General features: G+C 69.0%; 29 protein-coding genes and 1 tRNA gene. 18 read left to right on the plus strand and 12 right to left on the minus strand.

Annotated features, from left to right (window positions below):
• Positions 1-5 precede the first annotated feature (5 nt).
• From rph to ACFYRH_RS32585, 3 genes are read left to right on the plus strand one after another with little or no spacing between them, the layout of a single operon-like run.
• Entirely contained in the window at positions 6-722 is a 717-nt protein-coding gene (gene rph / locus ACFYRH_RS32575; protein ID WP_387783333.1) for a ribonuclease PH, read from the plus strand.
• Positions 719-1,324 carry an RdgB/HAM1 family non-canonical purine NTP pyrophosphatase gene (gene rdgB, locus ACFYRH_RS32580; protein ID WP_387783335.1) on the plus strand — a complete coding sequence of 202 codons (606 nt, stop codon included), beginning with the start codon at positions 719-721 and terminating at the stop codon, positions 1,322-1,324. Before rph ends, rdgB begins: the two co-directional genes overlap by 4 nt.
• A gap of 2 nt (positions 1,325-1,326) precedes the next feature.
• Positions 1,327-1,917: a hypothetical protein gene (locus ACFYRH_RS32585; protein WP_387783337.1), complete on the plus strand. Its 591-nt coding sequence runs from the start codon at positions 1,327-1,329 to the stop codon at positions 1,915-1,917.
• Here the strand turns inward: ACFYRH_RS32585 and ACFYRH_RS32590 are convergent.
• Entirely contained in the window at positions 1,914-2,510 is a 597-nt protein-coding gene (locus ACFYRH_RS32590; RefSeq protein ID WP_387783960.1) for a transcriptional regulator, read from the minus strand. The genes ACFYRH_RS32585 and ACFYRH_RS32590 overlap by 4 nt on opposite strands.
• On the minus strand, positions 2,510-2,890 hold the full coding sequence (locus ACFYRH_RS32595) for a hypothetical protein (protein ID WP_387783339.1): 381 nt from the start codon (positions 2,888-2,890) through the stop codon (positions 2,510-2,512). The genes ACFYRH_RS32590 and ACFYRH_RS32595 overlap by 1 nt, the downstream gene beginning before the upstream one ends.
• 71 nt (positions 2,891-2,961) lie before the next feature.
• Here ACFYRH_RS32595 and ACFYRH_RS32600 point away from each other — a divergent pair, with 71 nt between their 5' ends.
• Entirely contained in the window at positions 2,962-4,056 is a 1,095-nt protein-coding gene (locus ACFYRH_RS32600) for a PEP/pyruvate-binding domain-containing protein (RefSeq protein WP_387783341.1), read from the plus strand.
• 49 nt (positions 4,057-4,105) lie between these two features.
• The gene (locus tag ACFYRH_RS32605; protein WP_387783343.1) at positions 4,106-4,396 is read left to right on the plus strand and encodes a hypothetical protein; all 291 of its coding nucleotides are present in this window, start codon (positions 4,106-4,108) and stop codon (positions 4,394-4,396) included.
• A 59-nt stretch (positions 4,397-4,455) separates the two neighbouring features.
• On the opposite strand, the gene ACFYRH_RS32610 is transcribed toward ACFYRH_RS32605, so the two are convergent.
• Together ACFYRH_RS32610 and ACFYRH_RS32615 are read right to left on the minus strand one after the other, a co-directional pair.
• Positions 4,456-5,688 (minus strand): MFS transporter, encoded by a 1,233-nt coding sequence (locus tag ACFYRH_RS32610; protein ID WP_387783345.1) that lies wholly within the window; start codon positions 5,686-5,688, stop codon positions 4,456-4,458.
• Positions 5,688-7,079, minus strand: a complete 1,392-nt coding sequence (locus ACFYRH_RS32615) for an FAD-dependent oxidoreductase (RefSeq protein WP_387783347.1) — start codon at positions 7,077-7,079, stop codon at positions 5,688-5,690. Before ACFYRH_RS32615 ends, ACFYRH_RS32610 begins: the two co-directional genes overlap by 1 nt.
• Before the next feature lie 76 nt (positions 7,080-7,155).
• Here ACFYRH_RS32615 and ACFYRH_RS32620 point away from each other — a divergent pair, with 76 nt between their 5' ends.
• From ACFYRH_RS32620 to ACFYRH_RS32635, 4 genes are all read left to right on the plus strand, one after another.
• Positions 7,156-7,524, plus strand: a complete 369-nt coding sequence (locus ACFYRH_RS32620; protein WP_387783349.1) for an ArsR/SmtB family transcription factor — start codon at positions 7,156-7,158, stop codon at positions 7,522-7,524.
• A gap of 66 nt (positions 7,525-7,590) precedes the next feature.
• A complete protein-coding gene (locus ACFYRH_RS32625; protein WP_387783351.1) occupies positions 7,591-8,277 on the plus strand; it encodes a helix-turn-helix domain-containing protein in 687 nt (228 codons plus the stop codon).
• Positions 8,277-9,062 (plus strand): MIP/aquaporin family protein, encoded by a 786-nt coding sequence (locus ACFYRH_RS32630; protein ID WP_387783353.1) that lies wholly within the window; start codon positions 8,277-8,279, stop codon positions 9,060-9,062. The genes ACFYRH_RS32625 and ACFYRH_RS32630 overlap by 1 nt, the downstream gene beginning before the upstream one ends.
• On the plus strand, positions 9,053-9,457 hold the full coding sequence (locus tag ACFYRH_RS32635; RefSeq protein ID WP_387783962.1) for an arsenate reductase ArsC: 405 nt from the start codon (positions 9,053-9,055) through the stop codon (positions 9,455-9,457). Before ACFYRH_RS32630 ends, ACFYRH_RS32635 begins: the two co-directional genes overlap by 10 nt.
• Positions 9,458-9,471: 14 nt before the next feature.
• On the opposite strand, the gene ACFYRH_RS32640 is transcribed toward ACFYRH_RS32635, so the two are convergent.
• From ACFYRH_RS32640 to bcp, 3 genes are all read right to left on the minus strand, one after another.
• Positions 9,472-9,552: transfer RNA gene (locus ACFYRH_RS32640), tRNA-Leu, on the minus strand.
• A 62-nt stretch (positions 9,553-9,614) separates the two neighbouring features.
• Positions 9,615-11,246 (minus strand): substrate-binding and VWA domain-containing protein, encoded by a 1,632-nt coding sequence (locus ACFYRH_RS32645; RefSeq protein ID WP_387783355.1) that lies wholly within the window; start codon positions 11,244-11,246, stop codon positions 9,615-9,617.
• Between the two features lie 355 nt (positions 11,247-11,601).
• A complete protein-coding gene (gene bcp, locus ACFYRH_RS32650) occupies positions 11,602-12,069 on the minus strand; it encodes a thioredoxin-dependent thiol peroxidase (protein ID WP_387783357.1) in 468 nt (155 codons plus the stop codon).
• 67 nt (positions 12,070-12,136) lie between these two features.
• On the opposite strand from bcp, the gene ACFYRH_RS32655 reads away from it, so the two are divergent.
• The 3 genes from ACFYRH_RS32655 (at position 12,137) to ACFYRH_RS32665 (ending at position 13,856) form a co-directional block, all read left to right on the plus strand.
• A complete protein-coding gene (locus ACFYRH_RS32655) occupies positions 12,137-13,180 on the plus strand; it encodes a glucose 1-dehydrogenase (RefSeq protein ID WP_387783359.1) in 1,044 nt (347 codons plus the stop codon).
• Between the two features lie 77 nt (positions 13,181-13,257).
• Entirely contained in the window at positions 13,258-13,521 is a 264-nt protein-coding gene (locus ACFYRH_RS32660; RefSeq protein WP_387783361.1) for a DUF3618 domain-containing protein, read from the plus strand.
• Positions 13,522-13,562: 41 nt separating this feature from the next.
• On the plus strand, positions 13,563-13,856 hold the full coding sequence (locus tag ACFYRH_RS32665) for a GroES family chaperonin (RefSeq protein ID WP_387783963.1): 294 nt from the start codon (positions 13,563-13,565) through the stop codon (positions 13,854-13,856).
• On the opposite strand, the gene ACFYRH_RS32670 is transcribed toward ACFYRH_RS32665, so the two are convergent.
• A complete protein-coding gene (locus ACFYRH_RS32670) occupies positions 13,847-14,911 on the minus strand; it encodes an FAD-dependent oxidoreductase (protein ID WP_387783363.1) in 1,065 nt (354 codons plus the stop codon). The genes ACFYRH_RS32665 and ACFYRH_RS32670 overlap by 10 nt on opposite strands.
• A gap of 98 nt (positions 14,912-15,009) precedes the next feature.
• Here ACFYRH_RS32670 and dapC point away from each other — a divergent pair, with 98 nt between their 5' ends.
• From dapC to ACFYRH_RS32685, 3 genes are all read left to right on the plus strand, one after another.
• Positions 15,010-16,110, plus strand: a complete 1,101-nt coding sequence (gene dapC / locus ACFYRH_RS32675) for a succinyldiaminopimelate transaminase (RefSeq protein ID WP_387783965.1) — start codon at positions 15,010-15,012, stop codon at positions 16,108-16,110.
• Positions 16,111-16,401: 291 nt separating this feature from the next.
• Positions 16,402-17,550, plus strand: coding sequence for a M15 family metallopeptidase (locus ACFYRH_RS32680; RefSeq protein WP_387783365.1), 1,149 nt, complete (start codon positions 16,402-16,404; stop codon positions 17,548-17,550).
• Positions 17,551-17,672: 122 nt separating this feature from the next.
• Complete coding sequence (locus ACFYRH_RS32685; protein ID WP_387783367.1) at positions 17,673-18,311, plus strand: hypothetical protein; 639 nt, start codon at positions 17,673-17,675, stop codon at positions 18,309-18,311.
• On the opposite strand, the gene ACFYRH_RS32690 is transcribed toward ACFYRH_RS32685, so the two are convergent.
• Positions 18,308-19,306 carry an alpha/beta fold hydrolase gene (locus ACFYRH_RS32690; RefSeq protein WP_387783368.1) on the minus strand — a complete coding sequence of 333 codons (999 nt, stop codon included), beginning with the start codon at positions 19,304-19,306 and terminating at the stop codon, positions 18,308-18,310. The two genes, ACFYRH_RS32685 and ACFYRH_RS32690, sit on opposite strands and share 4 nt — an antisense overlap.
• A 153-nt stretch (positions 19,307-19,459) precedes the next feature.
• Here ACFYRH_RS32690 and ACFYRH_RS32695 point away from each other — a divergent pair, with 153 nt between their 5' ends.
• Genes ACFYRH_RS32695 through ACFYRH_RS32705 form a run of 3 tightly spaced genes read left to right on the plus strand, consistent with a single transcriptional unit; the run spans position 19,460 to position 22,644 of the window.
• Positions 19,460-20,614, plus strand: a complete 1,155-nt coding sequence (locus tag ACFYRH_RS32695; protein WP_387783370.1) for an amino acid deaminase/aldolase — start codon at positions 19,460-19,462, stop codon at positions 20,612-20,614.
• Entirely contained in the window at positions 20,611-21,912 is a 1,302-nt protein-coding gene (locus tag ACFYRH_RS32700) for a D-arabinono-1,4-lactone oxidase (RefSeq protein ID WP_387783372.1), read from the plus strand. The genes ACFYRH_RS32695 and ACFYRH_RS32700 overlap by 4 nt, the downstream gene beginning before the upstream one ends.
• A 9-nt stretch (positions 21,913-21,921) precedes the next feature.
• Positions 21,922-22,644: a PIG-L deacetylase family protein gene (locus ACFYRH_RS32705; protein WP_387783373.1), complete on the plus strand. Its 723-nt coding sequence runs from the start codon at positions 21,922-21,924 to the stop codon at positions 22,642-22,644.
• Here the strand turns inward: ACFYRH_RS32705 and ACFYRH_RS32710 are convergent.
• The 3 genes from ACFYRH_RS32710 to ACFYRH_RS32720 are packed head-to-tail and all read right to left on the minus strand — an operon-like array spanning position 22,634 to position 24,572.
• The gene (locus ACFYRH_RS32710) at positions 22,634-23,038 is read right to left on the minus strand and encodes a hypothetical protein (protein ID WP_387783375.1); all 405 of its coding nucleotides are present in this window, start codon (positions 23,036-23,038) and stop codon (positions 22,634-22,636) included. The two genes, ACFYRH_RS32705 and ACFYRH_RS32710, sit on opposite strands and share 11 nt — an antisense overlap.
• 46 nt (positions 23,039-23,084) lie before the next feature.
• Positions 23,085-24,014, minus strand: a complete 930-nt coding sequence (locus ACFYRH_RS32715) for an alpha/beta fold hydrolase (protein WP_387783377.1) — start codon at positions 24,012-24,014, stop codon at positions 23,085-23,087.
• A gap of 21 nt (positions 24,015-24,035) precedes the next feature.
• Entirely contained in the window at positions 24,036-24,572 is a 537-nt protein-coding gene (locus tag ACFYRH_RS32720; protein ID WP_387783379.1) for a DUF6817 domain-containing protein, read from the minus strand.
• Positions 24,573-24,768 lie beyond the last annotated feature (196 nt).

The raw sequence follows: 24,768 nt of genomic DNA on the forward strand, positions 1-24,768 counted from the left end.
AGGGCATGGCCCGTATCGATGGACGTACTGCTGATCAGCTCCGACCGGTGAAGCTGACCCGGAACTGGCTCGACCACGCCGAGGGCTCCGTGCTGGTCGAGTTCGGGCGCACCCGGGTGCTCTGTGCGGCGAGCGTGACCGAGGGTGTACCGCGCTGGCGGAAAGGCTCCGGCCTGGGCTGGGTCAGCGCGGAGTACGCGATGCTGCCGCGGGCCACCAACACCCGCTCGGACCGCGAGTCGGTGAAGGGCAAGATCGGTGGCCGCACCCACGAGATCTCCCGGCTGATCGGGCGCTCGCTGCGGGCCGTGATCGACTACAAGGCACTCGGCGAGAACACGATCCTGCTCGACTGCGACGTCCTGCAGGCCGACGGCGGGACGCGGACGGCAGCGATCACCGGCGCGTACGTCGCGCTCGCGGACGCGGTCTCGTGGCTGCGCGACCGGAAGCTGCTGAAGAGCGAGCCGCTGACCGGCACGGTGTCCGCGGTGTCGGTCGGGATCATCGACGGGACGCCGATGCTGGACCTCTGCTACGAGGAGGACGTCCGCGCCGAGACCGACATGAACCTGGTGATCACCGGCGACGGCAAGTTCATCGAGGTGCAGGGGACGGCCGAGGGCGCACCGTTCGACCGGGCCGAGCTGGACAACCTGCTGGCACTGGGTACGACGGGATGCGCCGAGCTCGCCAAGATCCAGCAGGAGGCGCTGGCGTGACCAAAGTACTGCTGGCGTCGAACAACAAGAAGAAGCTCGAGGAACTGCGGCGGATCCTGACCCCGATCGTGCCGGGGATCGAGGTGCTCGGGCTCGGCGACGTCCCGCCGTACCCGGAGCCGCCCGAGACCGAGCCGACGTTCGAGGGGAACGCGTTGCTGAAGGCGCATGCCGCGCTGAAGGCGACCGGTCTGCCGTCGATCGCGGACGACAGCGGGATCTGCGTGGATGCGCTGAACGGCATGCCCGGCGTGCTGTCGGCGCGCTGGTCGGGTCCGGCGAAGGACAATCACGCGAACAACGTGCTGCTGCTCGGCCAGTTGGAGGACGTGCCGGACGAGCGCCGCGGGGCGTCGTTCGTCGCGGCCGTCGCATTCGTGCGCCCGGACGGGCCGGACGAGATCGTCCTCGGCGAGATGCGCGGCTCGGTGATCCGGGAGCTCCGCGGCACCGGCGGGTTCGGGTACGACGTACTGTTCCAGGCCGAAGGCTATGACCGGACGACCGCGGAACTGTCGATCGAAGAGAAGGACGCGATCAGCCATCGGGGCAAGGCGCTGCGGACGCTGGCGCCGATCGTGGCCAAGGCGTTGGGGAGTTAGTCATGTTGTTCGCGGGCTCTGATCGAGATGGTGTTGCCGACGGCAAGATCACCGTGGCGTACCGGCGCTGGGCCGAGCCGCGGGTGGTCGAGGGGCGGGTGTACCGCACCAACGCGGGGCGGATCGAGATCGACAGCATCCGTGAGGTGAACCCCGACCTGATCGCGGACACCGACGCCGACCTCACGCTCGCCGACCGCCGGAACGCGAAGGACGTCCGCCGGCGACTGCGTGGCGACGACACCCTGCCGACGTTCCTGATCCGGTTCCACCTCGTGGAGGGGCCGGATCCCCGGGAGGAGCTGGCCGCCCAGTCGGAGCTCTCCGCGGCGGACTTGGCCGATCTGCGCGAGCGGTTGGCCCAGTTCGACGCGCTCAGCCAGCACGGACCCTGGACGATCGAGACACTGCGGTTGATCCAGACCAGGCCGGCGACCCGGGCGGGTGATCTGGCGGCGTCGGTCGGGCGTCAGACGGCACCGTTCAAGCTGGACGTGCGGAAGCTGAAGAACCTTGGGCTGACCTACAGTCTCGAGGTCGGCTACCGGTTGTCGCCGCGCGGTGCGGCGTACCTGGATGCCGAGGGCAACTAACGGTGTAGTCCGAGGGTCGCGAGCAGATCCTCGTGCAGCTCGAACCAGACCCGGTGACACGAATCCACGTCACTGCGATCGACGTACGCCGGCTCTCCCGCGGTCACGCGTTTCAGTGCGGCCGAGAAGCGGGTGTCGTAGTCGCGGAAGCGCGGGAGTACGGCGACCAGCCGGGCGGTGATCGGGCCGAGGGCGCGGTCGAGCACCGCCAGTTCGTGCAGGACGCCGGCGTCCCAGGCGGGATCCGAGTGGTCGTTCGGGGCCAGCGGGTCGGTGGTCGACGGTCGCAGCTGCCAGTCGGTGCAGGCCTGTTGCAGAAGGGCGTTGAGGGGCAGGAAGTCGTCGTACACCTGTCGCACGGGGTTTGCGCCTTCGCCTAGCTCGGTGGTGAGTAGGCGCTCGTTCTCTGTGCGGCCCGTGTCGGTGAGGGACCATCCCGACGTACCGGCGAACGAGCTGTGCGTCACCCAGCCGTGTGCTTCGGCGGTCCGGAGTGCATCTGCGACCTTGGGGTGCGGTAGGTCGAACCGCTGTGCGATCTGCGGTTCGTCCGCGAACCCGAGCAGCCGGACCGCATGCAGGACGAGAAGCATCACGGCGCTGTGTCCTGCCGGGCTGCCAGGCGGTTGAATCGTTGCTGGCAGGCCTGCGGTGAGCTGAAGCCCATCGCGTCCGCCATGTCCGCCCAGGTCAGCCCCTCGCTCCGCGCGAGGAACAGCAGGCCGGACTCCAGTTCGTCGACCTCGGCTCGCGCGGCCGGCAGCAGGGCCAGCGCGTCCAGCAGGTCGTCCTTGGTCAACTCGGCCGCACGCCAGAGCGCGAACTGCACGAAATCCACGGCGGACATCGGGACCGGCGCCGGGCGCCAAGGCCTTTCGGGAAGCTCGCTCGCGCCGCGTTCGAGCAGCCGGTCACGGGCCTCGCGCTGGCGTTGCGCCTGCAGCTGATCCGCCTGGTCCTGGTTGCGTCGCATGGCCACACAGTGGATCATCAACAGAACGTTGTCAACAGAGTGTTGTCAACGTTTCGTTGATAGGAGCGCTGATGCTGGTCCCGCTGACCGCCGCCACACCGGACCGCTGTGGCGCGAAGGCAGCGACTTTGGGGACGCTCCTCCGTGCTGGTCTGCCGGTGCCCGACGGTGTCGTGATCCCGTTCAACAGCAGCTTTGGCGACGGCCTCGGCCGGTGGCTCGAGAGTGTGGGCAACCCGCCGGTGGCCGTGCGCTCGTCGGCGTCGAACGAGGACACCGCGGGTAGGTCCGCGGCGGGGCAGCACGACAGTTTCCTCGGAGTACAAGGGGTTGCGGCTGTCGCCGATGCCGTACGGGCGTGCTTGGCGTCGCTGTGGTCTCCACGTGCGACTGCCTACCGCGGTGCCTCCGACGCTTCGATGGCTGTGATCGTCCAGCTCCACGTCGACGCGGATGTCTCCGGCGTGATGTTCACCGACCCGGCTGGTTCAACTCTGATCGAGTCGTCCTGGGGACTCGGGCCGAGTGTCGCCGAGGGCCGCGTCACGCCCGACAGTTACCGCGTCGCGCCAGACGGCTCTGTCACCAGCACCATCGCCGACAAGCCAACGTCCTTGCACCGCGAAGGTTCCCGCGTGGTGACTCGCGACGTACCCACCATCCAACGCCGCGCCCCGACGCTGTCTGCCGCAGCCGCCACTCACCTGGCCGGCCTGGCCCAGCAGGTCACCACCCTTCTAGGCCCTTCCCAGGACATCGAATGGGCCCTCACCGGCGAAACCCCCTGGCTCCTTCAGTCCCGCCCCATCACTACCAACCCACCAACCCCCGCCGAACCTGTCACGGGTGAGCGGGTTCTGACTGGCACTCCTGGTAGCCGAGGTACGGCGACTGGTCCTGCCCGGGTCGTCCTGGGGCAGGGCGACTTCGCACAGGTCCGCCCGGGTGACATCCTCGTCTGCCGGTTCACCGACCCCGCCTGGACCCCGCTCCTCACGATCGCCGCCGGCGTCGTCACCGAGACCGGCGGCGTCCTCTCCCACGCCGCCATCGTCGCCCGCGAACGCGGCATCCCCGCCGTCCTCGGAGTCCCCCACGCCACCACCCGCCTCCGCAACCACCCCCACCTGACCATCGAAGGCACCACCGGCACCATCCACCTCTGAAGGACATCCGGACTCGCGAGGCGCGATTACTCCCAGTTACTGTGCTCCCTTGGATCCCGAGGGGCTCGGGGACAGGGGGAGGACCGTCACCGCGGCACTGCCGGTCCCGAAGGCCGCGATCTCCGAGGACGGCACCTACCTCGTAGGCACCGACATCAAGCCCGGCACCTACCGCAACGGCAACGAGCCCGACTGCTACTGGGCCCGCCTCAAGACCACGAACGGCGACCTCGACGCCATCATTGCCAACGGCAACGGCGGCAATCAGGTCATCACCATCAAGAAGACCGACAAAGCCTTCGAAACCCGCTACTGCGGCCCCTGGACCAATATCCACTGAACGCACGACGCGGTACGACGTACCTCGGGTGCCGTGCGAGTCGGGCGACCATGGCGCGGTCAGTCGCAGCAGGCTGGGGCTGGCGTCGGTAGGTAGCGGGTCGTGATGAGGGCGACTGCGGCGAGGAGGCAGGCGGATGCCGCGGTGCGGATGAGTGGCGTGTAGCCGAGGGCGGTTGCCATGGCTGCGGCGGCGAGGGGTGCGGTGGCGCCCGCGATGGTCGTCGGGGTGCCGAGGATTCCGGCGTTCGTGGCGTAGCCGTGGTCGCCGTACCGATCGAGGATGATGGCGGGTTTGGCGAGGGAAGCCACGCCGAATCCCAGGCCGAAGACGATCAGGCAGATCGCGGCTCCGGCGACGCTGTGGCCGGCGGTCGGCAGCAAGCCGAGCGCGACACCCTGGAGTCCGATGATGACGGCGCTGATGGATGTCATAGGCAACCATCGGCGCAGGATGGTGACGGTGATGCGGCCGGTGACGGACAGCAGTCCGAGGAGGCCGGCGAGGGCGGCCGCGGTGGTGGGCGTGTGGCCGAGTTCGGTCAGGTAGGTGACCAGGTGTACGCCGATGACGGCCAGTGCGGCGCTGTGGAGCACGAAGGCTACGGCGAGGAGCCAGAATCCGGTGTCGCGCAGTACGCGGCCTGGTCTCATGGCGTGCTGCTGGGTCGTCCGTACGGCGTGGCCGGTCGAGCGCAGCGCGAAGGCGTGCAGCGGGATCGTGAGTACGGCGAGTACGCCCGCAAGGATGAAGAGAGTGTGGCGCCAGCCGTACGCGTGGATGAGCTGGCCCGTGAGCGGGATGAAGATCGAGCTGGCGAACCCGGCGACGAGAGTGACGCTGAGCAGTGCAGTCGTACGACGATCCGGTGCGGTGACCGCGACGATGACCGCGAACGCCGGCGGATAGAGCACCATCGCCGATGCGATGCCCAGTACGACGAACACGGCGTACAGCTCGGCCGGTGTCTGTACGCGCGACCACGCGAGGACCGACAAGGCCGCGACGACCGAGCCGAGAGTCATCAGGCCGCGGCCGCCGTGCCGGTCGAGCCGGCGGCCTACCGGGATGCCGAGGACGGCGCTGATCAGTGAAGCGGTGGTGAGTGCGCCGGTGGCGGTGGTTGCCGAGAGCCCCAGTTCGGTACGCATCGGTTCGAGGAGCGCGCTGAACGCGTAGTACAGAGTGCCGTAGCTGACGGTTGTGGTGATGGCGAGGGCGGCGATCACCTCCCGCCGGATACCTCCGCGACCAGCCGGCCTGCGACCGGTCGCGGAGGTGATGGCGTGCATCAGCCGCAGCAGCCCGACGACTTGGTGTCGTTCTCGATGACGGTCAGGAGGCCGCCGCTGATCCCGGTCGCGAGTCCGCGGCTCGCAGGAGCGCCGATTTCGACAGCCTGCGGCGCGGGTCCGCAGCAGCCGCCGGCCTCGTCCGCCGTGCCGCCGTATGCGAGGTTGGACGAGCAGACGCCGGTCTCGGGGAGATCGAGTTGCACGTCTCGGGCCGCGTCCCAGTCGTCGGCCAGTGCGGCGACGACGGAGCGGGCCTGTTCGTAGCCGGTGGCGAGCAGGAAGGTTGGGGCGCGGCCGTAGGACTTGGCTCCGATGGCGTAGTAGCCGGGTTCGGGGTGCGCGAGCTCGTCGACGCCGTGCGGCGGGACCGTGCCGCAGGAGTGCTGGTTGGGGTCGATGAGCGGGGCGAGGGCGCGGGTCGAACCCATGATCGGGTCGAGGTCCAGACGCAGCTCCGAGACCATCTCGTGGTCGGGGCGGAACCCGGTGGAGTTGACCACGGTGTCGGCGGTGACGGTTCGTTCGCCGGACGTGAGTACGACGCGGCCGTTCGCCGTACCGATGGACTCGATGCGGAACGAGCTGACCAGCTCGACGCGTCCGGACTGCACGAGCTTCTTCAACCGCGAGCCCAGTGCGCCGCGGGCGGGGAGCTCGTCGGCGTCACCGCCGCCGTACGTGCGGGCCTGGTCGGTCCCGCGCACGACCCACACGATCTCGGTACCGGGCTCCTCATCTGCGAGCCGGCCGAGGTCGAGCAGCGTCGTCGCGGCGGAATGGCCGGCACCGACGACCGCGGTACGACGGCCTGCGTACCGCTCTCGGTCCGCGCCGAGTACGTCGGGCAGCGCGTGCGCGACGCCATCGACGTCTCCTTCGCCGCGGGCCGGGATGCCCGAACCCCCGAGCACGTTGGGCTTTCGCCACGTACCCGCAGCGTCGATCACGGCGGAGGCCAGCAGTTCGGCGCCATCAGCGAGCCGGATGAGGAACGGCGCGTTCTCGCGGCCCGCGGTGCGGATGCGGTCGAACCCGACCCTGGTCACGGCGACCACGTGCGCGTTGTAGCGGATGCGGTCGTTCAACTGCGGCGTCTTGGTCAACGGCGTCAAATAGGAGTCGATGAGGTCGCCGCCGGTGGGCAGCGTGCCCAGATCCGGCTCGGTCCACTCGATGCCTTCGAGCAGCCGCCGGGCCGCGCTGTCGATGTCGTAGCGCCACGGGCTGAACAGCTTCACGTGCCGCCATTCCCCGATCGCCGCCGCGACGCCCGGCCCCGATTCGAGTACGGCGAAGTCCAGGCCACGCTCTGCGAGGTGTGCCGCCGCCGCGAGGCCGATCGGGCCCGCGCCGATGACGACGATCGGCGCTGCTGTCTGCTCGCCCACGATCCAGCTCCTGTCTAGAAGATCATCGAAACAACGTCAGCTTGCCTCCTGATTAGACAAGAGTCAAGATAGATCCATGTCGAAACAAGAGATCGCGTTGACTCCGGTCGCTGTCGGTGGTTGCTGTGCGCCGATCTCCGATGTCGCGCTGGACGAGGCGGGCGCCGCGGAGGGCGCGTCCGTCTTCAAGGCGCTGGCCGATCCGATCCGGCTGCGGCTGTTCTCGATCATCACCTCGGCCGGCGGCGAGATCTGTGTGTGCGATCTGACGCCGCGGTTCGACGTGAGCGGCCCGACGATCTCCCATCACCTGAAGGTGCTCCGCGCCGCGGGCCTCGTCGACTGCGAGCGCCGCGGCACCTGGGTCTACTACTGGCCGGTCCCCGAGAAACTGCGGTGGGTCACCGGCCTCCTCGCCGTACCGGACCCCGCGCCTACGCGCTGATTCGGTGGCCCCGGTGCTCGGGGCCGGCGCTTGACGGCGGCAAATAGCTCAACGATCATTGAGTCAATGAACGCTGAGCGATTTACCCTGGCGGACCGAGCCCGGATCTACGCGGCGCTCGGCGACTCCGCGCGGCTCTCGATCGTCGACACCCTCGTCGCAGGTGATGCCGCGCCTGGCGAGCTCGGCGCCGCACTCGACCTGCCGACCAATCTCGTCGCCCATCACCTCAAGGTGCTCGAAGACGCGGGCCTCGTCGTGCGGACCCGATCCGAGGGCGACCGTCGCCGTACCTATGTACGGCTCGAGCCCGAGGCGCTGGCAGCGATCGCTACGCCCGCTCGGCTCGCGGCCGACCGGGTCGTGTTCGTCTGTACGCGGAACTCCGCCCGCTCACAGCTCGCCGCCGCGATCTGGTCCCGGCGCAGCCACGTCCCCGCGGTCTCGGCCGGCACCGAACCCGCCGAACGCGTCCACCCGCGTGCGTTGAAGGTGGCCCGTCGCCACGGTCTCGACCCGTCCGGCTGGCGTACCGCGAACTTGCGCGATGTCGTCGACCGGGATGACCTGCTGATCGCGGTCTGCGACAACGCCCACGAACACCTGCCCGCGGAACAGCGGCCCCGGCTGCACTGGTCCATCCCGGACCCCGCGCCGCTGGACACCGACGCGGCCTTCGAGGCCGCCTACGCCGAGATCACCGAGCGGATCGACCGGTTGGCCCCGGCCCTTACACCTGAAGCGAGCGAGTGATGACCGAACTTGCCCGGCACCCGGGTCCCGGACGAACTCGCCGTACCGGTGAGCCGCGCAGGGACCCGTGGCGCAGAGCCTTGGCCGAAGGACTCGGTACCGGACTGCTCGTGACCGTCGTCATCGGATCCGGAATCGCTGCCGCCCACCTCTCACCCGGCGACGTCGGCCTGCAACTGCTGGAGAACTCGTTCGCGACCGCACTCGGGCTCACCGTCCTCATCCTGATCTTCGGCCCGGTGTCCGGCGCTCACTTCAACCCTGTCGTCTCCCTGGCCGACTGGTGGCTCGGCCGACGCACCGGAAGCGGCCTCACCGCTCAGGACGTCGCCGTCTACATCCCGGCTCAGGTCGTCGGCGGTGCAACCGGGGCGATCCTGGCGAACCTGATGTACGGCGAAGCCCCCGTGACCTGGTCGACGACCCACCGATCCGCCGGACACCTCTACATCGGCGAGATCGTCGCCACGGCCGGCCTCGTGCTGCTCATCTTCACCCTCGCCACGACCGGGCGTGCCCACCTCGCACCGCCGGCCGTCGGGGCCTATATCGGAGCGGCGTACTGGTTCACCTCGTCGACCTCGTTCGCCAACCCGGCCGTCACCGTCGGCCGTGCGTTCAGCGACACGTTCGCCGGTATCGCACCCAGCTCCGTCCCCGGTTTCATCGCCTTCCAGCTTCTCGGCGCGATCGTCGGCGTCGCCCTCGTCAAGGTCCTCTACCCGGGTGCGGGCATTGCCGCCGACCGAGCCGTCATCGAAACCACTGCGGGAGAATCCTCGTGAGTAAACCCAGCGTCTTGTTCGTCTGCGTTCACAACGCCGGCCGTTCCCAGATGGCCGCGGGCTGGCTGCGGGAGTTGGCGGGAGATGCCGTGGAGGTTCGGTCCGCGGGTTCCGAGCCGGCCGATCAGATCAACCCGGTCGCGGTGGAGGTCATGCGCGAGGTCGGGATCGACATCGCGAGCGCCGTACCCCAGATCCTCGAGACCGAGGCTGTGCACGCCAGCGACGTCGTGGTCACGATGGGCTGCGGTGACGCGTGCCCGTACTTCCCCGGCAAACGCTACGAGGACTGGAAACTGACCGATCCGGCCGGCCGGCCGATCGACGTCGTACGCCGGGTTCGCGACGAGATCCGCGACCACGTGGAGAAGCTCGTCGCCGACCTGCGCGACTAGACACGACCTAGTTGTGCCAGAGGCGGGAGTTGAACCCGCACGCCCGGGGGCGCCGGCACCTAAAGCCGGTGTGTCTGCCGTTCCACCACTCTGGCTGAGGAGGCGCGTGCCTCCCCTTGGACAGACATCCTAGGGGAGGCTCCGGCCTCGGGTGGGGTCAGCGGCTCTGCAGGGCGTCGATGAAGACGTTCTTCAGGTCACTGGGGTTGCGGGCGACGTACGCCTGGCCACCGGTCGCCTGGGCCAGGGTGCTGAGCTCGTCCGCGTTCGCCTCGGGGCCCATGCCGAGGGCGATGATGCGGACCGGTCGGGACGGGTCCTGCAGGCCCTGAAGGGTCTGCACGGCCTGCTGCAGCGTCGGGCTGCCCGGGTCGTCGTTCTTGCCGTCGGTGAACAGCAGGATCGTGTTCACGGCGTTCGACTTGTAGTCCTGGCGGACCGTCCGGACCGCGGCGATCGCGGTGTCGTACAGCCCGGTGCCACCGCCCGCGATCGGGTGCTGGGTGCTGAGCTGCCCGATGATCTTGGCGCGCTGGTTCTTCGACAGCGGCGCGATCGGCACCAGCGGTTTGTAGTCGGCCTTGTCGGTCCCGATCGTCGTCGAGAACGTCCACAGGCCGAGCTGGGCGGTGTCCGGGAACAGCTTCAGGCCGCCCGCCGCCGCCTCGACCGTGAGCTGCCAGCGGGTCTTGTTGCCGACCTTCTCGGCCATCGAGCCGGAGACGTCGATGACGGCCAGCGAATGCGTCGACAGCGACAGCCGGGTCCAGTTCTGCAGCGTCGTGTCGATCGCCGCGCTGGTCGGCTTGCTGAGCTGCGTGACGTCACCGACGCCGCGGCCGCCGCTCAGCGGGCTCATCGTGGTGTCCCGGAACCCGGCCTGGTCGCGGGACTGCGCGGCCCCGTCGCTCAGCAGCTCGCCCGCGAGCGCCTTGGCCGCGTCGTCGGCCTGTTCGGTGTCGGACTTCGCGGTCACGACGATCGGATAGTCCAGCGACAGGGTGCCGGTGGCCGGAAGGACCGCCCGGAGCTGCGCGTCGGGATGGTCCTCCTGGTACTTCACGAAGCTCTGCTCCGACGCCGGTACGACGGTCGTGCTGCCGTCCTGGTCCGCGCGACCGAACAGTGCGTTGACATCCGTGTACGGCTTGGCCATCGACCCGAGCCGCTGCGCCAGCGGTACGACGACCTGCGCCACCTGACCGTCCGCCGCGGAAGTCTTCTGCCGCTCCATCTGTACCGCCAGCAGGGCGAGCGCGCCGGGGGAGGTGTTCAGCGGGTCCAGCAGAGCCGGCTCGGAGCCGGCCAGCAGCCGCAGCCAGGACGAGGTGTCGCCGAAGTTGGACCTCCGGCCGACCAGCACCATCGGCGAGGTGGCGATCGAGGCCACCGCGATGCTCGGGACGCTCTCGCCGTCGTCGGCCTGTGCGACCCACAGCGACGAGTCCGGCACCCACAGGTCGGGCCGGGTGTCGGCGCCGTGCGCGACGTCGCGCGCGATCTGGGCCGAGGGGGCGGGGCTGATGGTGAACTGCAGGCACGGGTTGCCGTCCTTGCCGCCCTTGGCCGCCAGCGACTTGGCCGCGGCTTCGAGCGCGGACTGCATCTCCGGCGTGGTCGCGAGCTGGATCTGCGTCGGGTCCTCGCAGGCCTTGCCGCCCGCGAGCAGGCCGTCGGCGCCGCTCGAGGATCCGAAGGACCGCACCACGAAGACCGCGCCCAGCGACAGCACCAAGAGCCCGATCGCGGTGATGTACACCGATCGACGGTTGTTGTTACTTCGCGTCACCGCAGAGGAGTGTTTTCCCATCGCGGCAGGTCCCTCCCTCCCAGAGGCTGACTGCGCGCGCAGATTACCCGGTTTCGCGAGGTCACCGCGAAGGTCTGGAACGGTCGTGACACACCCGTCGCTGAACCGGAACCGGCCGCGGAGTACGGCTCTTTCGCAGGAGGGCTGAAAAACTCACCCTGCGTGCCGACTCCGCTCCGGTCCGCTCAGAAGTTTGTGTGACCCAAATCACAACAAAAGTTTGGTCAAACGACCGTTCTATGGACCATCCCCATGAAACGGTCGAGGGTTTCCCTCCGCGAACCGCGGTGTTGCCATGTCACAGCCCATGTCACAGCCCAAGTCACAATCCAAGTCACAGCCCCAGATCGCGGCGCAGTTTGGCGACGTGCCCGGTGGCCTTCACGTTGTACTGCGCGACCGCGATCTTCCCCTCCGGGTCGACGACGAACGTGGACCGGATCACCCCGGTCACCTTCTTCCCGTACATCGTCTTCTCGCCGAACGCGCCGTACGCCGTCAGTACTTCCTTGTCCGGGTCGCTGAGCAGCGGGAACGTCACGCCGTCGCGCTCGCGGAACTTCGCCAGCTTGGCCGGCTTGTCCGGTGAGATCCCGAGGACGGCGTACCCGGCGGCCTGCAGCGAGTCCAGCGAGTCTCGGAAATCGCAGGCCTGCTTGGTGCATCCAGGTGTCATCGCGGCCGGGTAGAAGTAGACGATCACGTTCTTCCCGCGCAGGTCCGCCAGCGCCACATCGTTGCCGTCGGCATCGGGCAGGGTGAAGTCGGGCGCGGTGTCGCCGACGGACAGACGATCGGACATCAGGTCCTCCACGAGTAGTTCTGGTGTGGCAATGCTACGTGCGCAACGGCACGGCTAGCCTGAGCCCATGCGGGCCATGACAATCACGCCGGGCAAGTCCGACTCGGCGGCAGTCGGTGAGGTCGCGGAGCCTCCGGTCGTCGACGGTTCGATCCTCGTGGAGGGCCTGCTCACGGGCATCTGCGGGACCGACATCGAGATGGTCTCCGGAGCGTTCGGCAGCGGACGTCCCGGTGCGGATCACCTCGTCATCGGTCACGAGTCGCTCGGACGGGTACTGGAGGCACCGGTCGGCTCCGGCTTCGACCCCGGCGATCTGGTGGCCGGCATCGTGCGCCGGCCGGACCCGCTACCCTGTCCGGCGTGCGCGCGCGGCGAGTGGGACTTCTGCCGCAACGGTCTGTACACCGAGCGCGGCATCAAGGAAATGGACGGGTACGGCGCCGAACGCTGGCGGGTCGACCCGTACTTCGCCGCGCCGGTGCCCGCGGTACTCGGGGAGCTCGGCGTACTCGTGGAGCCCGCCAGCATCCTCACCAAAGCATGGGAGCAGGTGGACCAGGTCGGGTCGCGCTCGTGGTTCGGTCCGCGGCAGGTGCTGGTCACAGGTGCCGGTCCGATCGGTCTGCTGGCCGCACTGATCGCCCGGCAGCGCGGGTACGACGTACACGTGCTGGACCGTGTGCAGGACGGGCCGAAGCCGGAGCTGGTACGGGCGCTTGGCGGGACATACATCACCGACCTGGGACAACTGGACGCCGTACCCGATGTGGTTATAGAGGCAACCGGAGTGGGGCAGTTGGTGTTCGACTGCGCGTCGCTGCTCCCGCCGGCCGGGGTGATGTGCCTGGCCGGGATCCACCCCGGTCCGGCGACTGTCGACGTACAACTCGACGCTCTGGTCCGGCAGCTGGTGGTGCGCAACGCCGCGCTGGTTGGGACCGTCAATGCGGCGAAGCGACACTACGTGCAGGCTGTGGAGGTGCTGCTCGCGGCGGATCGGGCCTGGCTGGAGGGGCTGATCACCCGGTCGGTGCCGCTGTCGCGGTGGCCGGACGCGCTGGTGCGTGATCCCGACGACATCAAGGTGGTCGTGGACTTGCGGGGATGACCTGCGAGGATGGTGGTGACGAGGGGCAGATCGGGGCTTCCCCGGGTTGGCCCACCGACGGAAGGGAGCGCCGACAGGTGTCGGACACGAAAGCTAGGACCGCCGAGCAGATCGAGGCGGACATCGCCGCCACCCGGGTGCGGTTGGCCTCGACCGTCGACGAGCTGGTCGACCGGGCGAACCCGAAGAACGTGGCGCTGCGGCAGGTGGAGCAGGCCAAGTCCCAGGTCTTCGACGAGCAGGGTCAGCTGCGGACCCAGAAGATCGCCGCGGTCGCCGGTGCCGTCGTCGGCGTGGTCGGCGTGCTGCTGGTGATCCGCCGGCTGGTGGGTCGCCGGTGACGTCTCGTAAGAAGCTCGACGACGACAAACTGCCGATCCGGATGCTGCACGACCGGGTCCTGGTCTCCCTCGAGCAGGAGGGCGAGCGGAAGTCGTCGGCGGGCATCCTGATCCCGGCCACCGCCCAGATGGGCCGCCGGCTCGCCTGGGCGAAGGTGGTCGCGGTCGGTGCGAACGTGCGCACCGTGGAGGTCGGCGACCGGGTGCTGTTCGACCCGGAGGACCGCGCCGAGGTGGAGGTGCGCGGCGACGACTACATCCTGCTGCGCGAGCGTGACCTGCACGCCGTCGCGGCAGGCCGTCTGGAGGACGGCCAGACCGGTCTCTACCTCTGAAACCGGAAACGGCGCGGTGTGTCCGCGCTGCCGATGACCAGGTCGCGGACCAATGCACCTACCAGCGGTACGAACTTGAAGCCCTGGCCGGAGAAGCCGGCCGCGACCGTGATCGGTCCGGCGCGGTCGATGACGAAGTCGGACGTCGGAGTGTTGTCGTAGAGGCAGCTGATCGCCGTGGAGCGGTTCGGGTCCAGCCCGGGGTACCACTGCTCGACGTACCGCAGTAGCTCGGCGTCCCGCTGCGGCTCGGGGCGGAAGTCGCGGGTGTCCGGATCGACTTCGGGACCCGACGCGTGCAGGCCGACTTTGACGCCGGAGCCGGGCTCGAAGAGGCCGTAGGCGTCCGGACCCCAGTGAACGAAGCTGGGCCACTCCAGGTCCGCGGACCGCGGCGCGAAGAACCGGGGCTGCTCCTGCGTGACGGTGAACGGCGGTAACAGGACCAGGCTGCCCAGCAGCTTCGGGGACCACGGTCCAGCCGTCACCACGACGTGCTGCGCCCGCACCGCACCACCTGGTACGTCGAGTTCCACCAGACCGTTGTGAGTCCGCAGAGCGCGCACTGGGGACTGCACGCGGAACTCGACACCTCGACGCTCAGCCAGGACGTGCAGCGTGTGGACTGTCCTATCGGCGTACAAACGACCGGAGCGGGGCTGGTAGAGCACGGGTGTCTCGAAGCGGAAGCCAGGCCAGCGCTCAGCAGCCTCCGCCGCGCTCAGCACCGTGCCGTTTGCCCCGTGCAACGACCGGAACGCCTCTACCGACGCGTCGTGCAGGCCGTGGTCGATCCCACCGGTCTCCTCGAGCAGCGTCTCGCCTGACTCGGCCTCCAGCTCCCGCCACAGCGGACGCGACCGCTCGGTCAGTGCGGCGACCTCGGCGTCGTCAGCCGCCGGCCGGAACAGCCGTGTCGCGCCGTGCGAGCCGCCCCGCTCGTGCCCGAGCGTGAACTGCTCCAGTACGACGACCTCCCGCCCCGCGGCCGCCAGCGCCCGCGCGGCCGCCGATCCCATCGCCCCGGCTCCCACCACTGCCACGTCGTACGTCATCCGACCCCCTCTGATCGAGACTCGAAAGCCTAGTTGCTTCTCGCAGAGCGGGCGGTCGGAGGCGGGGCCGGTGCGGGACGGGGGAGAATGGACGGGTGATCTTCGAGACCTCCAGCCGGTTGCCCGATTTCCCGTGGGACAAGCTCGCCCCTTACACGCAGAAGGCGGCCGCGCATCCCGACGGCATCGTCGACCTCTCGGTCGGCAGTCCGGTGGACCCGGTGCCGGCGCTGGTCAAGCAGGCGCTGGCCGACGCTGCGGACGCCCCGGCGTACCCGACGACCATCGGTACGTCGGCGGCGCGGCAGGCGGCCGTGGACTGGATGGCCCGCCGGCTCGGCGTGACCGGGGTGGACCCGAAGACCGAGGTGCTCCCGGTGATCGGCACCAAGGAGCTGATCATGATGCTGCCGACGCTGCTCGGCATCGGCGCCGGTGACACGGTCCTGATCCCGGACCTGGCCTACCCGACCTACGAGGCCGGTGCGGCGCTCGCGCGGGCCACCAGCGTGCCGGTCGCGGACCCCACGGCGTACGACGGTCCGGTTCGGGTCGCGTACCTGAACTCGCCGCGCAACCCGTCCGGTGAGATCACCCCGGCGGCCGACCTGCGGCGTGCGGTCGAGTGGGCGCGCGCGAACGACGTACTGCTGGTCAGCGACGAGTGCTACACCGAGTTCGGCTGGGACGAGAAGCCGGTGTCGGTGCTGCACCCGGACGTGTCCGGCGGCAGCTTCGACAACCTGCTCGCGGTGCACTCGCTGTCCAAGCGCTCCAACCTGGCCGGCTACCGCGGTGGCTTCGTCGCGGGCGACCCGACGGTCGTCGCCGAGCTGCTCGCCGTACGGAAGCACGCCGGTCTGATGGTGCCGTCGCCGATCCAGGCCGCGATGGCAGCCGCGTTCGCCGACGACGCGCACGTCGAGGAGCAGCGGGCCCGGTACCTACGTCGCCGAGCGGTACTGCGAGACGCGCTGACCGACGCAGGCTGGGAGATCACCCTGTCCAACGGCGGCCTGTACCTGTGGGCCTCGCACCCGTCGTACGACGCGTACGGCTCCGTCGGCGCACTGGCCGACCGGGGCATCCTGGTCGCCCCCGGGGCGTTCTACGGGACCGCGGGGGAACGGCACGTCCGGGTGGCCCTGACCGGGACCGATGAGCGCATCGACGCCGCGGTGAAGCGACTGCAGGAATAAAGAACTTCCCCGTGTCGTGTGACGTCTCCCTGTTGTCACTGCCTCTAAAAGGGGTAGGTGATGTTCAGGGAGGGTGGGCGGATGCGACGCTTTGCTGGGGTGGCGGTTGCGGTTCTGTTGAGTCTCGGATCGATCGGTGTCGCCTACGCGGACGAGAGTCCGACGCCTGGCGCGACGCCGTCTGTAGCCGAGTCGCCAACTCCGGCGCCAACTCCTTCACCCACGCCAACACCTACGCCATTACCCACGCCGTCACCCACGCCGGAGCCGAAGAGCACGCCGACTCCGGCGGTGGCGACGCCGGCGCCTGCCTGGTCGATCACGCTGAACCAGCCGGCCGCGTCCTGGGAGGACAAGCCGACGGTCTTCACCGGAAAGATCAGCCAGGCGATCACCGGGTCCTACATCACCTTGTGGCAGCGCGTTCCCGGCGCGTGGGTGCTGCGGGCATCCACCCGGACCACGGCGGGCGGCGTCTACAGGTTCAGCTGGGTCTCGCCGTACACCGGGACGTGGGCGTTCCGGACGATGATCGGTGTCAAGGCCGAGACGGCGCTCGCGATCTCGGACTACCGGACCGTGCCGATCCAGGACCGGAAGATCGTGATCAACACCCCGGCCGCCTGGTACGCGACGCTCACCGGTGTGTCGGTCACCGGGAAGATGGTGCCGGCCGAGCCGGGCAAGGAGCTCGCGCTGCAGGAGTACCTCGGCAGCGGCACGTGGCGGCTGCTGAACGTCGCCACCATGGATGCCAAGGGCAACTTCCGGTTACGGGTCCCGGACGACCTGCCGTCCACGCGCACCGTGCGCGTGGTCACGCGGAACGTGAGCCAGACCGCGATGGAGTACTCCGGCCTCGCGAAGATCGTCGTCAAGGCGGCCCTGAACCCCAAGGTGTACGCCGTCTCGGCCGCGATGGTGCCGAACACGTACCGGGCCGGCTGTCCGGTGAAGCCCACGTCGCTGCGGCTGCTGCAGCTGAACTACTGGGGTTTCGACGGGCACGTGCACCGCGGCGAGCTGATCCTCCGGGACGCCGCGGTGGCCAAGATGATCACGGTCTGGACGTCGACGTTCGCCGCCAAGTTCCCGATCCGGCAGATGCGCCGGGTGGACGTGTACGGCGGCAACGACGTCAGGTCGATGGCGGCCGACAACACCTCCATGTTCAACTGCCGCCGGGTCACCGGTGACCCGTACTCGCTGTCGCCGCACTCCTACGGGTGGGCGATCGACATCAACACCGTGGAGAACCCGTACCTGGCGGCGAACGGCGTCTGGTACCCGTCGAACGGGCTGGCGTACCGCAACCGATCGGTGTCCCGTCCTGGCATGCTGTTCGCGAGCAGCACCGCCACGAAGTCCCTGGTCGGCCAGGGCTACTTCTGGGGTGCCGGCTGGGCCAAGCCCGACTACCAGCACTTCGAGCCGAAGTGAGGGCCCTACTAGGCGGGTGCCTGCTGGCTGCGGCGCTGGTCGGATGCAGCTCCAACTCCGTGGCCCAGCAGAGCACGCCGACTCCTACGCCGATCCCCAGTGTGGTTGGTGGAACCGTCCCGGTGCCCACGAACACGCTCAACACCACTGAACCGACAGATGCCGCCGTCCCGCCGGAGGTGCCCGAGCAAGCGACTGCACCGCCGCCCGCTAACGCCGGGCCGCTGTCAGCAAGCAACCTGCCCGCACCGGAGAAGCTGGGGGATGGCTGGAAGACCTACACCGACCCAGGTGGTGCTGAGGCCGGCTTCATCGGCAACAACACGTGGACCCGTCGCCGCGACGCGCACCAGGCGTCCTATGAAGCGCTCCCGTCCGGCTGCGCCGGTGAGCCCGTTGCAGGCTCGCTGCCAGTCCCGGCGTACGCGCTGACGGGCAGCTACCGCACCGGCGACGCACTGCCCGCCACCGCACTGCTCCTACGTTTCAGCGACGCAGGCAAGGCGAAGAGCTACTACGAGGGCTATGCGGCACGTATCAAGGCGTGCGGCTCGGGTGGTGATCTGTCTGTCCAGCAGCTCTGGTCCGAGGAGTCAGCAGCCGCAGCGGTCCGTTCCTACGCCGGTGCAGAGTCGTATGTTGACCTGTCCGTCCTGCACGGATCAACAGTCGCTCTGCTCGCCACCACCTCCGCCCGCCCCGAGCAGCAGGCGGACTGGGCGCGGAGCGTCGTACCTGGTCTGGAGGCCGTGATCGACTAGAGCCGCGTGGCGTCTACTACTGCCTGCGCGAACTCCCGCGGTGCCTCCTGCGGCACGTTGTGGCCGACGGCGAAGGTCCGGTGCTGGTACCGCCCGGTGAAGTGCGCTCGATACGAGTTCCCGTTGCCGTCCGGCGTGAACGGGTCGTACTTGCCGTCGATGGTGATCGTCGGTACGCCGATCTTCGGGGCGTTCTGCAGTTTCGCCTCCAGTTCGGCGTACTCCGGCTCGGCCGGGATCAGGCTCTGCCGCCAGCGGTAGTTTCCGATCACGATCGCCTCGTAGTCCGGGTTGGCGAACGCGGCCGCGGTCCGGTCGTAGGTCGCCGCGCTGAACTTCCACGTCGGTGAGTTGAACTTCCAGATGAACTCGCCGATCTCCCGCTTGTACTGGTGCAGGCCCTGCACGCCGCGCTCGGTGGCGAAGTAGTACTGGTACCACCAGGCGTTCTCCGCCGCGGGCGGCAGCGGCTTCTTGTTCGCCTCCAGGTTGGTGATCAGATAACCGGTCACCGAGACCAGCGCCTTGACCCGCTCCGGCCAGAGCGCCGCGATGATGTCAGCGGTACGCGATCCCCAGTCGTAGCCGGCCAGCACGGCCCGTTCGATGCCGAGGGCATCCATCAGCGCCAGCGTGTCGAGCGCGAAGGCGGCCTGGTCGACGTTGCGCGGAGTGGACGCCGAGCGGAACGTCGTGCTCCCGTGTCCGCGGAAGTACGGCGTGATGACGCGGTACCCACGCTGGGCGAGCAGTGGGGCGACCCGCTCGAAGCTGTGGATGTCGTAGGGGAAGCCGTGCAGGAGGAGTACTGGGGTGCCCTGCGCCGGCCCGAGTTCGACGTACCCGATGTTCAGGACGCCGGCGTCGATCTGCCGGACCGGGCCGAAGGACAGGTTGGGGGTCGCGCCGGCGCCGCCGGTGACGGCCGGGACAACGGCAGCGGTCACCGCGGCGACGCCGGTGGTCCGGAGGAGGGTGCGGCGGCTGAGATTCATGACGGGCCTTTCGGGGAGGGGTTGATGCCTCAACCTTCGCCCGGGCGCCGCGCGGCTCGCGCCAGTGAGACCCCCTGGTCCAGCACCACGGGGGTGCGAAGTTGGCACAGAAGTTGTATTACCTTTCAGTATTTCGTGACCTACACTCCGGTTATGGGTGACTTCGACCGGTATGCCCGCAGCACCACGCACCTGGACGCGCCGTTCGCGGTGATCGACCTCGACGCGTTCCGGCGGAACGCGGACGACCTGGTCCGACGCGCCGCGGGGACGCCGATCCGGATCGCCTCCAAGTCGGTCCGCTGCCGGGCACTGATCTCGGCCGCGCTCGAGCGGCCAGGGTTCCACGGCGTGATGAGCTATGCGCTTCCCGAGGCGCTGTGGCTGGCGCGCAACGGCGTCGACGACATCCTGCTTGGCTACCCGACCACGCACCGGACAGCGCTACGCGAGCTTTCCGGGGATCCCGAGGCGGCCGCCCGGATCACGCTGATGATCGACTCGCCCGAGCACCTGGCCTACATCCAGGCCGCCACGACCGGCACTGCGCGGATCCAGGTCTGCCTCGACGTCGACGCCTCGCTGCGGGTCTTCGGCCAGCACCTCGGCGTACGCCGCTCGCCGCTGCGGAGCCCGGTCGACGTGGCGGCACTGGCCCGGACTGTTGCCGCGGACGACGCGTTCGAGCTGACCGGGGTGATGTTCTACGAGGCCCAGATCGCCGGTCTGCCGGACACGTCACCGGCCGTCCGCTGGGTGAAGCGCCGCTCGGCCGCCGAACTCGCCGACCGCCGCGGCGCGGTCGTCGACGCCGTCAAGCAGATCGCGCCGCTCCGGATCGTGAACAGCGGAGGGACGGGCAGCCTCGAGATCAGCAGCGCCGATCCGGTCGTCACGGAGGTCACCGCCGGCTCCGGTCTCTACGGCCCCACCCTGTTCGACAAGTACGACGTCTTCCAGCCCGCGCCCGCGATGGCCTACGCGCTGGACGTCGTACGCCGTCCCGCGCCGCGGATCGCCACGCTGTTCGGCGGCGGCTACGTGGCCTCGGGGCCGGCGAAGAAGTCCCGGCTGCCGTTGCCTGCCTGGCCGTCCGGTCTGAAGCTGCTCGGGACCGAAGGCGCCGGCGAGGTGCAGACTCCGGTCCAGGGACAATCGGCCGAACGGCTACGTCTTGGAGACAGAGTGTGGATGCGATACGCGAAGGCCGGGGAGATGCTGGAGCGGTTCGATGTTGTCCACGCGATCGACGGTGACGAGGTGACCGAGCTCATGACGTATCGGGGCGAAGGGAAGAACTTCGGATGAGCAGTTGGCGGAACTGGTCCGGCACCGAGTCGGCGACCGGTCTCGAGATCCTGCGTCCGGGCTCGACCGACGAACTGGCGGCCGCGGTCAAGTCCGCCGCCGACCAGGGCAAGAAGCTCAAAGCGGTCGGCTCCGGGCACTCGTTCACGGGGTGCTCGGTGCCGCAACAGGTGATGGTCCAGCTGGACGGACTGTCCTCGATCGTCAACGCAGACAAGGAATCCGGCCTCGTCACGGTCGGCGCGGGCACCGGGCTGCGCAAGCTCAACCCGGGCCTCGCGGCGTTCGATCTCGCGATGGCGAATCTCGGCGACATCGACAAGCAGACCATCTCCGGCGCGATCTCCACCGGCACCCACGGAACCGGTGCGAAGCTCGGTGGCCTCGCCACGCAGGTCGTCGCACTCGATCTGGTGACAGCGGACGGCTCGGTGCTGCACTGCTCCGCGGACGAGAACCCGGACGTCTTCGCCGCGGCGCGGGTCTCGGTCGGCGCGCTCGGCGTGATCAGTTCGGTGACCCTGCAGTGCGTGCCGGCGTTCCTCCTGCGAGCCCAGGAGATGCCGTTGCCGTTGGCCGACGTACTGGACGGGTTCGATGAGTTTGCCGACGGCAACGATCACTTCGAGTTCTACTGGTTCCCGCATACCGGCATCGCGTTGACCAAGCGGAACAACCGGGTCGGCGCCGGCGTCGACGCGTCGCCGGTGGGGCGGGTCCGCGGCTGGGTCGATGACGAACTGCTGTCCAACAAGGTGTTCGAGCTGACCAACCGGCTCTCGGTCCGGCGACCCGCGATGGTGCCGCGGATCAACCGGATCGCCTCGCGGGCGCTGTCCGCGCGCGAGTACGTCGACGCGTCGTACAAGGTGTTCTGTTCCGAGCGCAACGTGGTGTTCCGCGAGTCGGAGTACGCCGTACCGCGGGAGCAGGTGGTGGAGGTGCTGCGCCGGCTGCGGGACTGGATCGATACGTCCGGGTCGCGGATCCCGTTCCCGATCGAGGTGCGGGTGGCTGCGCCGGACGACATCTGGTTGTCCACGGCGTCCGGGCGCGAGACGGCGTACATCGCGATCCATCAGTACCATCGGCTGCCGCACGACGCGTATTTCCAGGCCTTCGAGCAGATCGTCGCCGACTACGACGGGCGGCCGCACTGGGGCAAGCTGCACACACTGACCGCGACCGATCTGCGCGCCCGGTACCCGCACTTCGACGACTTCGTCGCCGTCCGCGACCGGCTGGATCCGCAGCGGACCTTCGAGAACGCCTACACCGCCCAGGTCTTCGGGCGTTAGCCTGCGAGCATGAGCACTGTGGACCGGCTGGAACCGGTGGCCGAGGACTGGCAGACGGCGCTGGCGGTGGTCGCGCACCCGGACGACCTGGAGTTCGGTGCGGCGGCGGCGGTCGCGCGCTGGACCGGTCAGGGCAAGCAGATCGTCTACTGCCTGCTGACGTCCGGCGAGGCCGGGATCGACGGGGTCGACCCGGCCGAGTGCGGCCCGTTGCGGGAGGCCGAGCAGATCGAGTCCTCACGGATCGTCGGCGTCTCCGCGGTCGAGTTCCTCGGCCAGCCCGACGGCACCATCGAGTACGGCGTAGCGCTGCGTCGCGTCATCACGGCGGCGATCCGGCGGCACCAGCCCGAGATCGTGATCACGAACAACTTTCGGGACACCTGGGACGGCGACGTACTGCTGAACCAGGCCGACCACATCAACACCGGCCGCGCGACCCTCGACGCGGTCCGGGACGCCGCGAACCGGTGGATCTTCCCGGACGCGGGGGAGAAGTGGAGCGGTGTCCGGCAGGTGTGGGCGTCCGGCTCGCCGAACTCGAAGCACGGCGTGGACACGACCGACGCGTTCGAGCTCGGCGTCGAGTCACTCAAGGCGCACAAGGCTTATATCGACGGCCTCGGCTGGCCGGATTTCGACCCTGAGGAGTTCCTCGAGGGCACGTCGCGTCCGGCCGGCACCCTGCTCGGAACGAAGTACGCCGCGCGTTTCGAGGTCTTCACTCCTTGAGATAGGCCCGCAGGTGCGGCGGCGTCGGCTTCGGCCGGCGCGGCTCGCGATCCCCAGCGGTGCCGCCCGGGCCCTCGCCCGGGCCGACCCAGGAGCGGACCAGTGTCCGGCCACCCTTGCGAGTCATCCGGTGCAGGTCGATCTGCTGCACGTGAGCCGCTGGGATCCCGAGCTGGGCGAGGCTGCGGTTCGCCATCGCGCAGGCTGCGTCGTGCTTGCGCGGCGACAGCTTCTGCTGCAGGACCACCGCGATCGTCCCGTCGGGGAGATCCTCGACCCGCTGGAACCGCAGGCCCTTGTCCAGCGACCAGGACTTCAGGGCGAGGTCGATGTAGTCGGAGTTGGACAGCCGTCGATCGGTCTTCGCGCGCGCAACCACTTCGTAACGGGCCATGTACCGATCATCACTCGCGGCCGCGGCGATTTCCAGGAATCTGCGCTCAGCGAAGTGCGTCGATCGCCGCCGCCACCTCGGCCGGGCTGGAGATCGGCGTCAGATGGTTCGCGTTCGGGATCAGTGTCGGCGCCGGGGCACCGATCCGCTTCGCGGTCTCGGTCGGGTTGCCACCGTTGGTGTCGAGCGCGCCGAACACCACCGACTTCGGGACCGGCAGATCACGCAGCGTGGCCAGCCGATCGGGAGCGACCGCCGGGATCCCGTGCGCGGTCATCTGCCAGAGCGCGTCCTCGGCACCTGGCTGCCGGAACGGGCGGGTCCACTCGTCGACATCCATCACCGGACAGTTCGGCGAACACACGCTGTTGTAGATCTTCTTCAGAAGCCAGCCCTGGTCGAGCACCAACCGGAACAACGACGTGCGGTACGGCGGGACGATCAGCCAGCGTGGCGGTCCGGCCTGACCGCCCGGCAGCGGTAGCCCGTCGCCGTCCAGGAACATGATCCCGCCGACTCGCTCCGGCGCCTCCAAGGTCGCCTCGGCCGCCACACCCGCGCCGAGCGAGTGCCCCACCAGGATCGGCTTCGGCTGTCCCGCGCCGCCCAGGTGCATAGCGTCCAGGAACCCGAGCAGTTGTCCCGCGAGATGCTCGATCGTGTACGGCGCCTTGCGCTCGGAGTACCCGTATCCGGTGATGTCGTAGGCGTAGACGCGATGGTTCTTCGCGAGCAGCGGGACGAGTCGCGACCACGTGTCGACGGACTCCGCCGCACCGTGGACGAGTACGACGGGCGTTCCCGCCGTACCCCAGGAGTCGTAGCGCGTGGTGACGTCGCCGGCCTCGACGAACTTCAGGCCGGGTGGTGGCGCGGTGGTTCCGTTGGTGGCGAGGTTGTAGCCGAACGACGCGGCGGTGACGACAAGCCACAGCCCGAGGAGTCCCAGAAACCCCCGCCACAGGAACCGTTTCACGGCTCCTAGTGTGCCCGCCGGTTACAACCCGAGGATGCGTTGAGCCTCGGAGAGTACGCCGGGGGACGTGAGCGACTGCCAGCGCGGGATCTGCTCCTGCAGGAACGGGCGGAGCTTCAGCGCGCGCTTCGGGTCGTGGTCGAGGACGTCGAGCTCGTTGACGATCGTCAGGTCGACGAAGTCCCGGAGCGTCTCGGTGCCGAGTTCTTCCGACGTACCAGTGAAGCGATCGGTGACCGTGCGGTGCTCGGCCAGGTCGCGCCAGGTGGTCTCCCGGTCGCAGGCGCCGTACCGGTAAACGATCGCCTCGGCGTCGGTGCCGATCACCGACTGCAGGACCGGGCGTTCGGTCTGCCAGTCGAACAGGTGGGTCGGGAAACCGTCGGTCCCGTACGCGGCGTGGGCGAGGCCGGCCAGCACCAGCGTGTCGCCGGCGCCGAGGGAGCCGAGCCGCTTCGCGACCCGGTGCAGATGGACGTAGAGACTTCCGCCCGCGTGGTCGATCTCGTCGGCGCCGCGCACCAGCAGCAGCGAACCCAAGTCCTCGAAAGTGCTCATCTGACCCCTTCTCACCCCGGAGCGGCCAGGGCCCTCGGACCGGCCCAGGTCACCCACGGTAAGGCCAACCCCGCAGACCCGCCCAGAGTTTCGGCGTGCCGTTTCGGTCACATCCCGTTCATGTCGCGTTCGACTGCGTGGCAGCGGTCAGGACTCCACCTGAGCGGGCCCCGGAGCGGTCCCTGAAACCCGCGTA

It is taken from the genome of Kribbella sp. NPDC004875, assembly GCF_042873375.1.
Lineage (GTDB): Bacteria > Actinomycetota > Actinomycetes > Propionibacteriales > Kribbellaceae > Kribbella.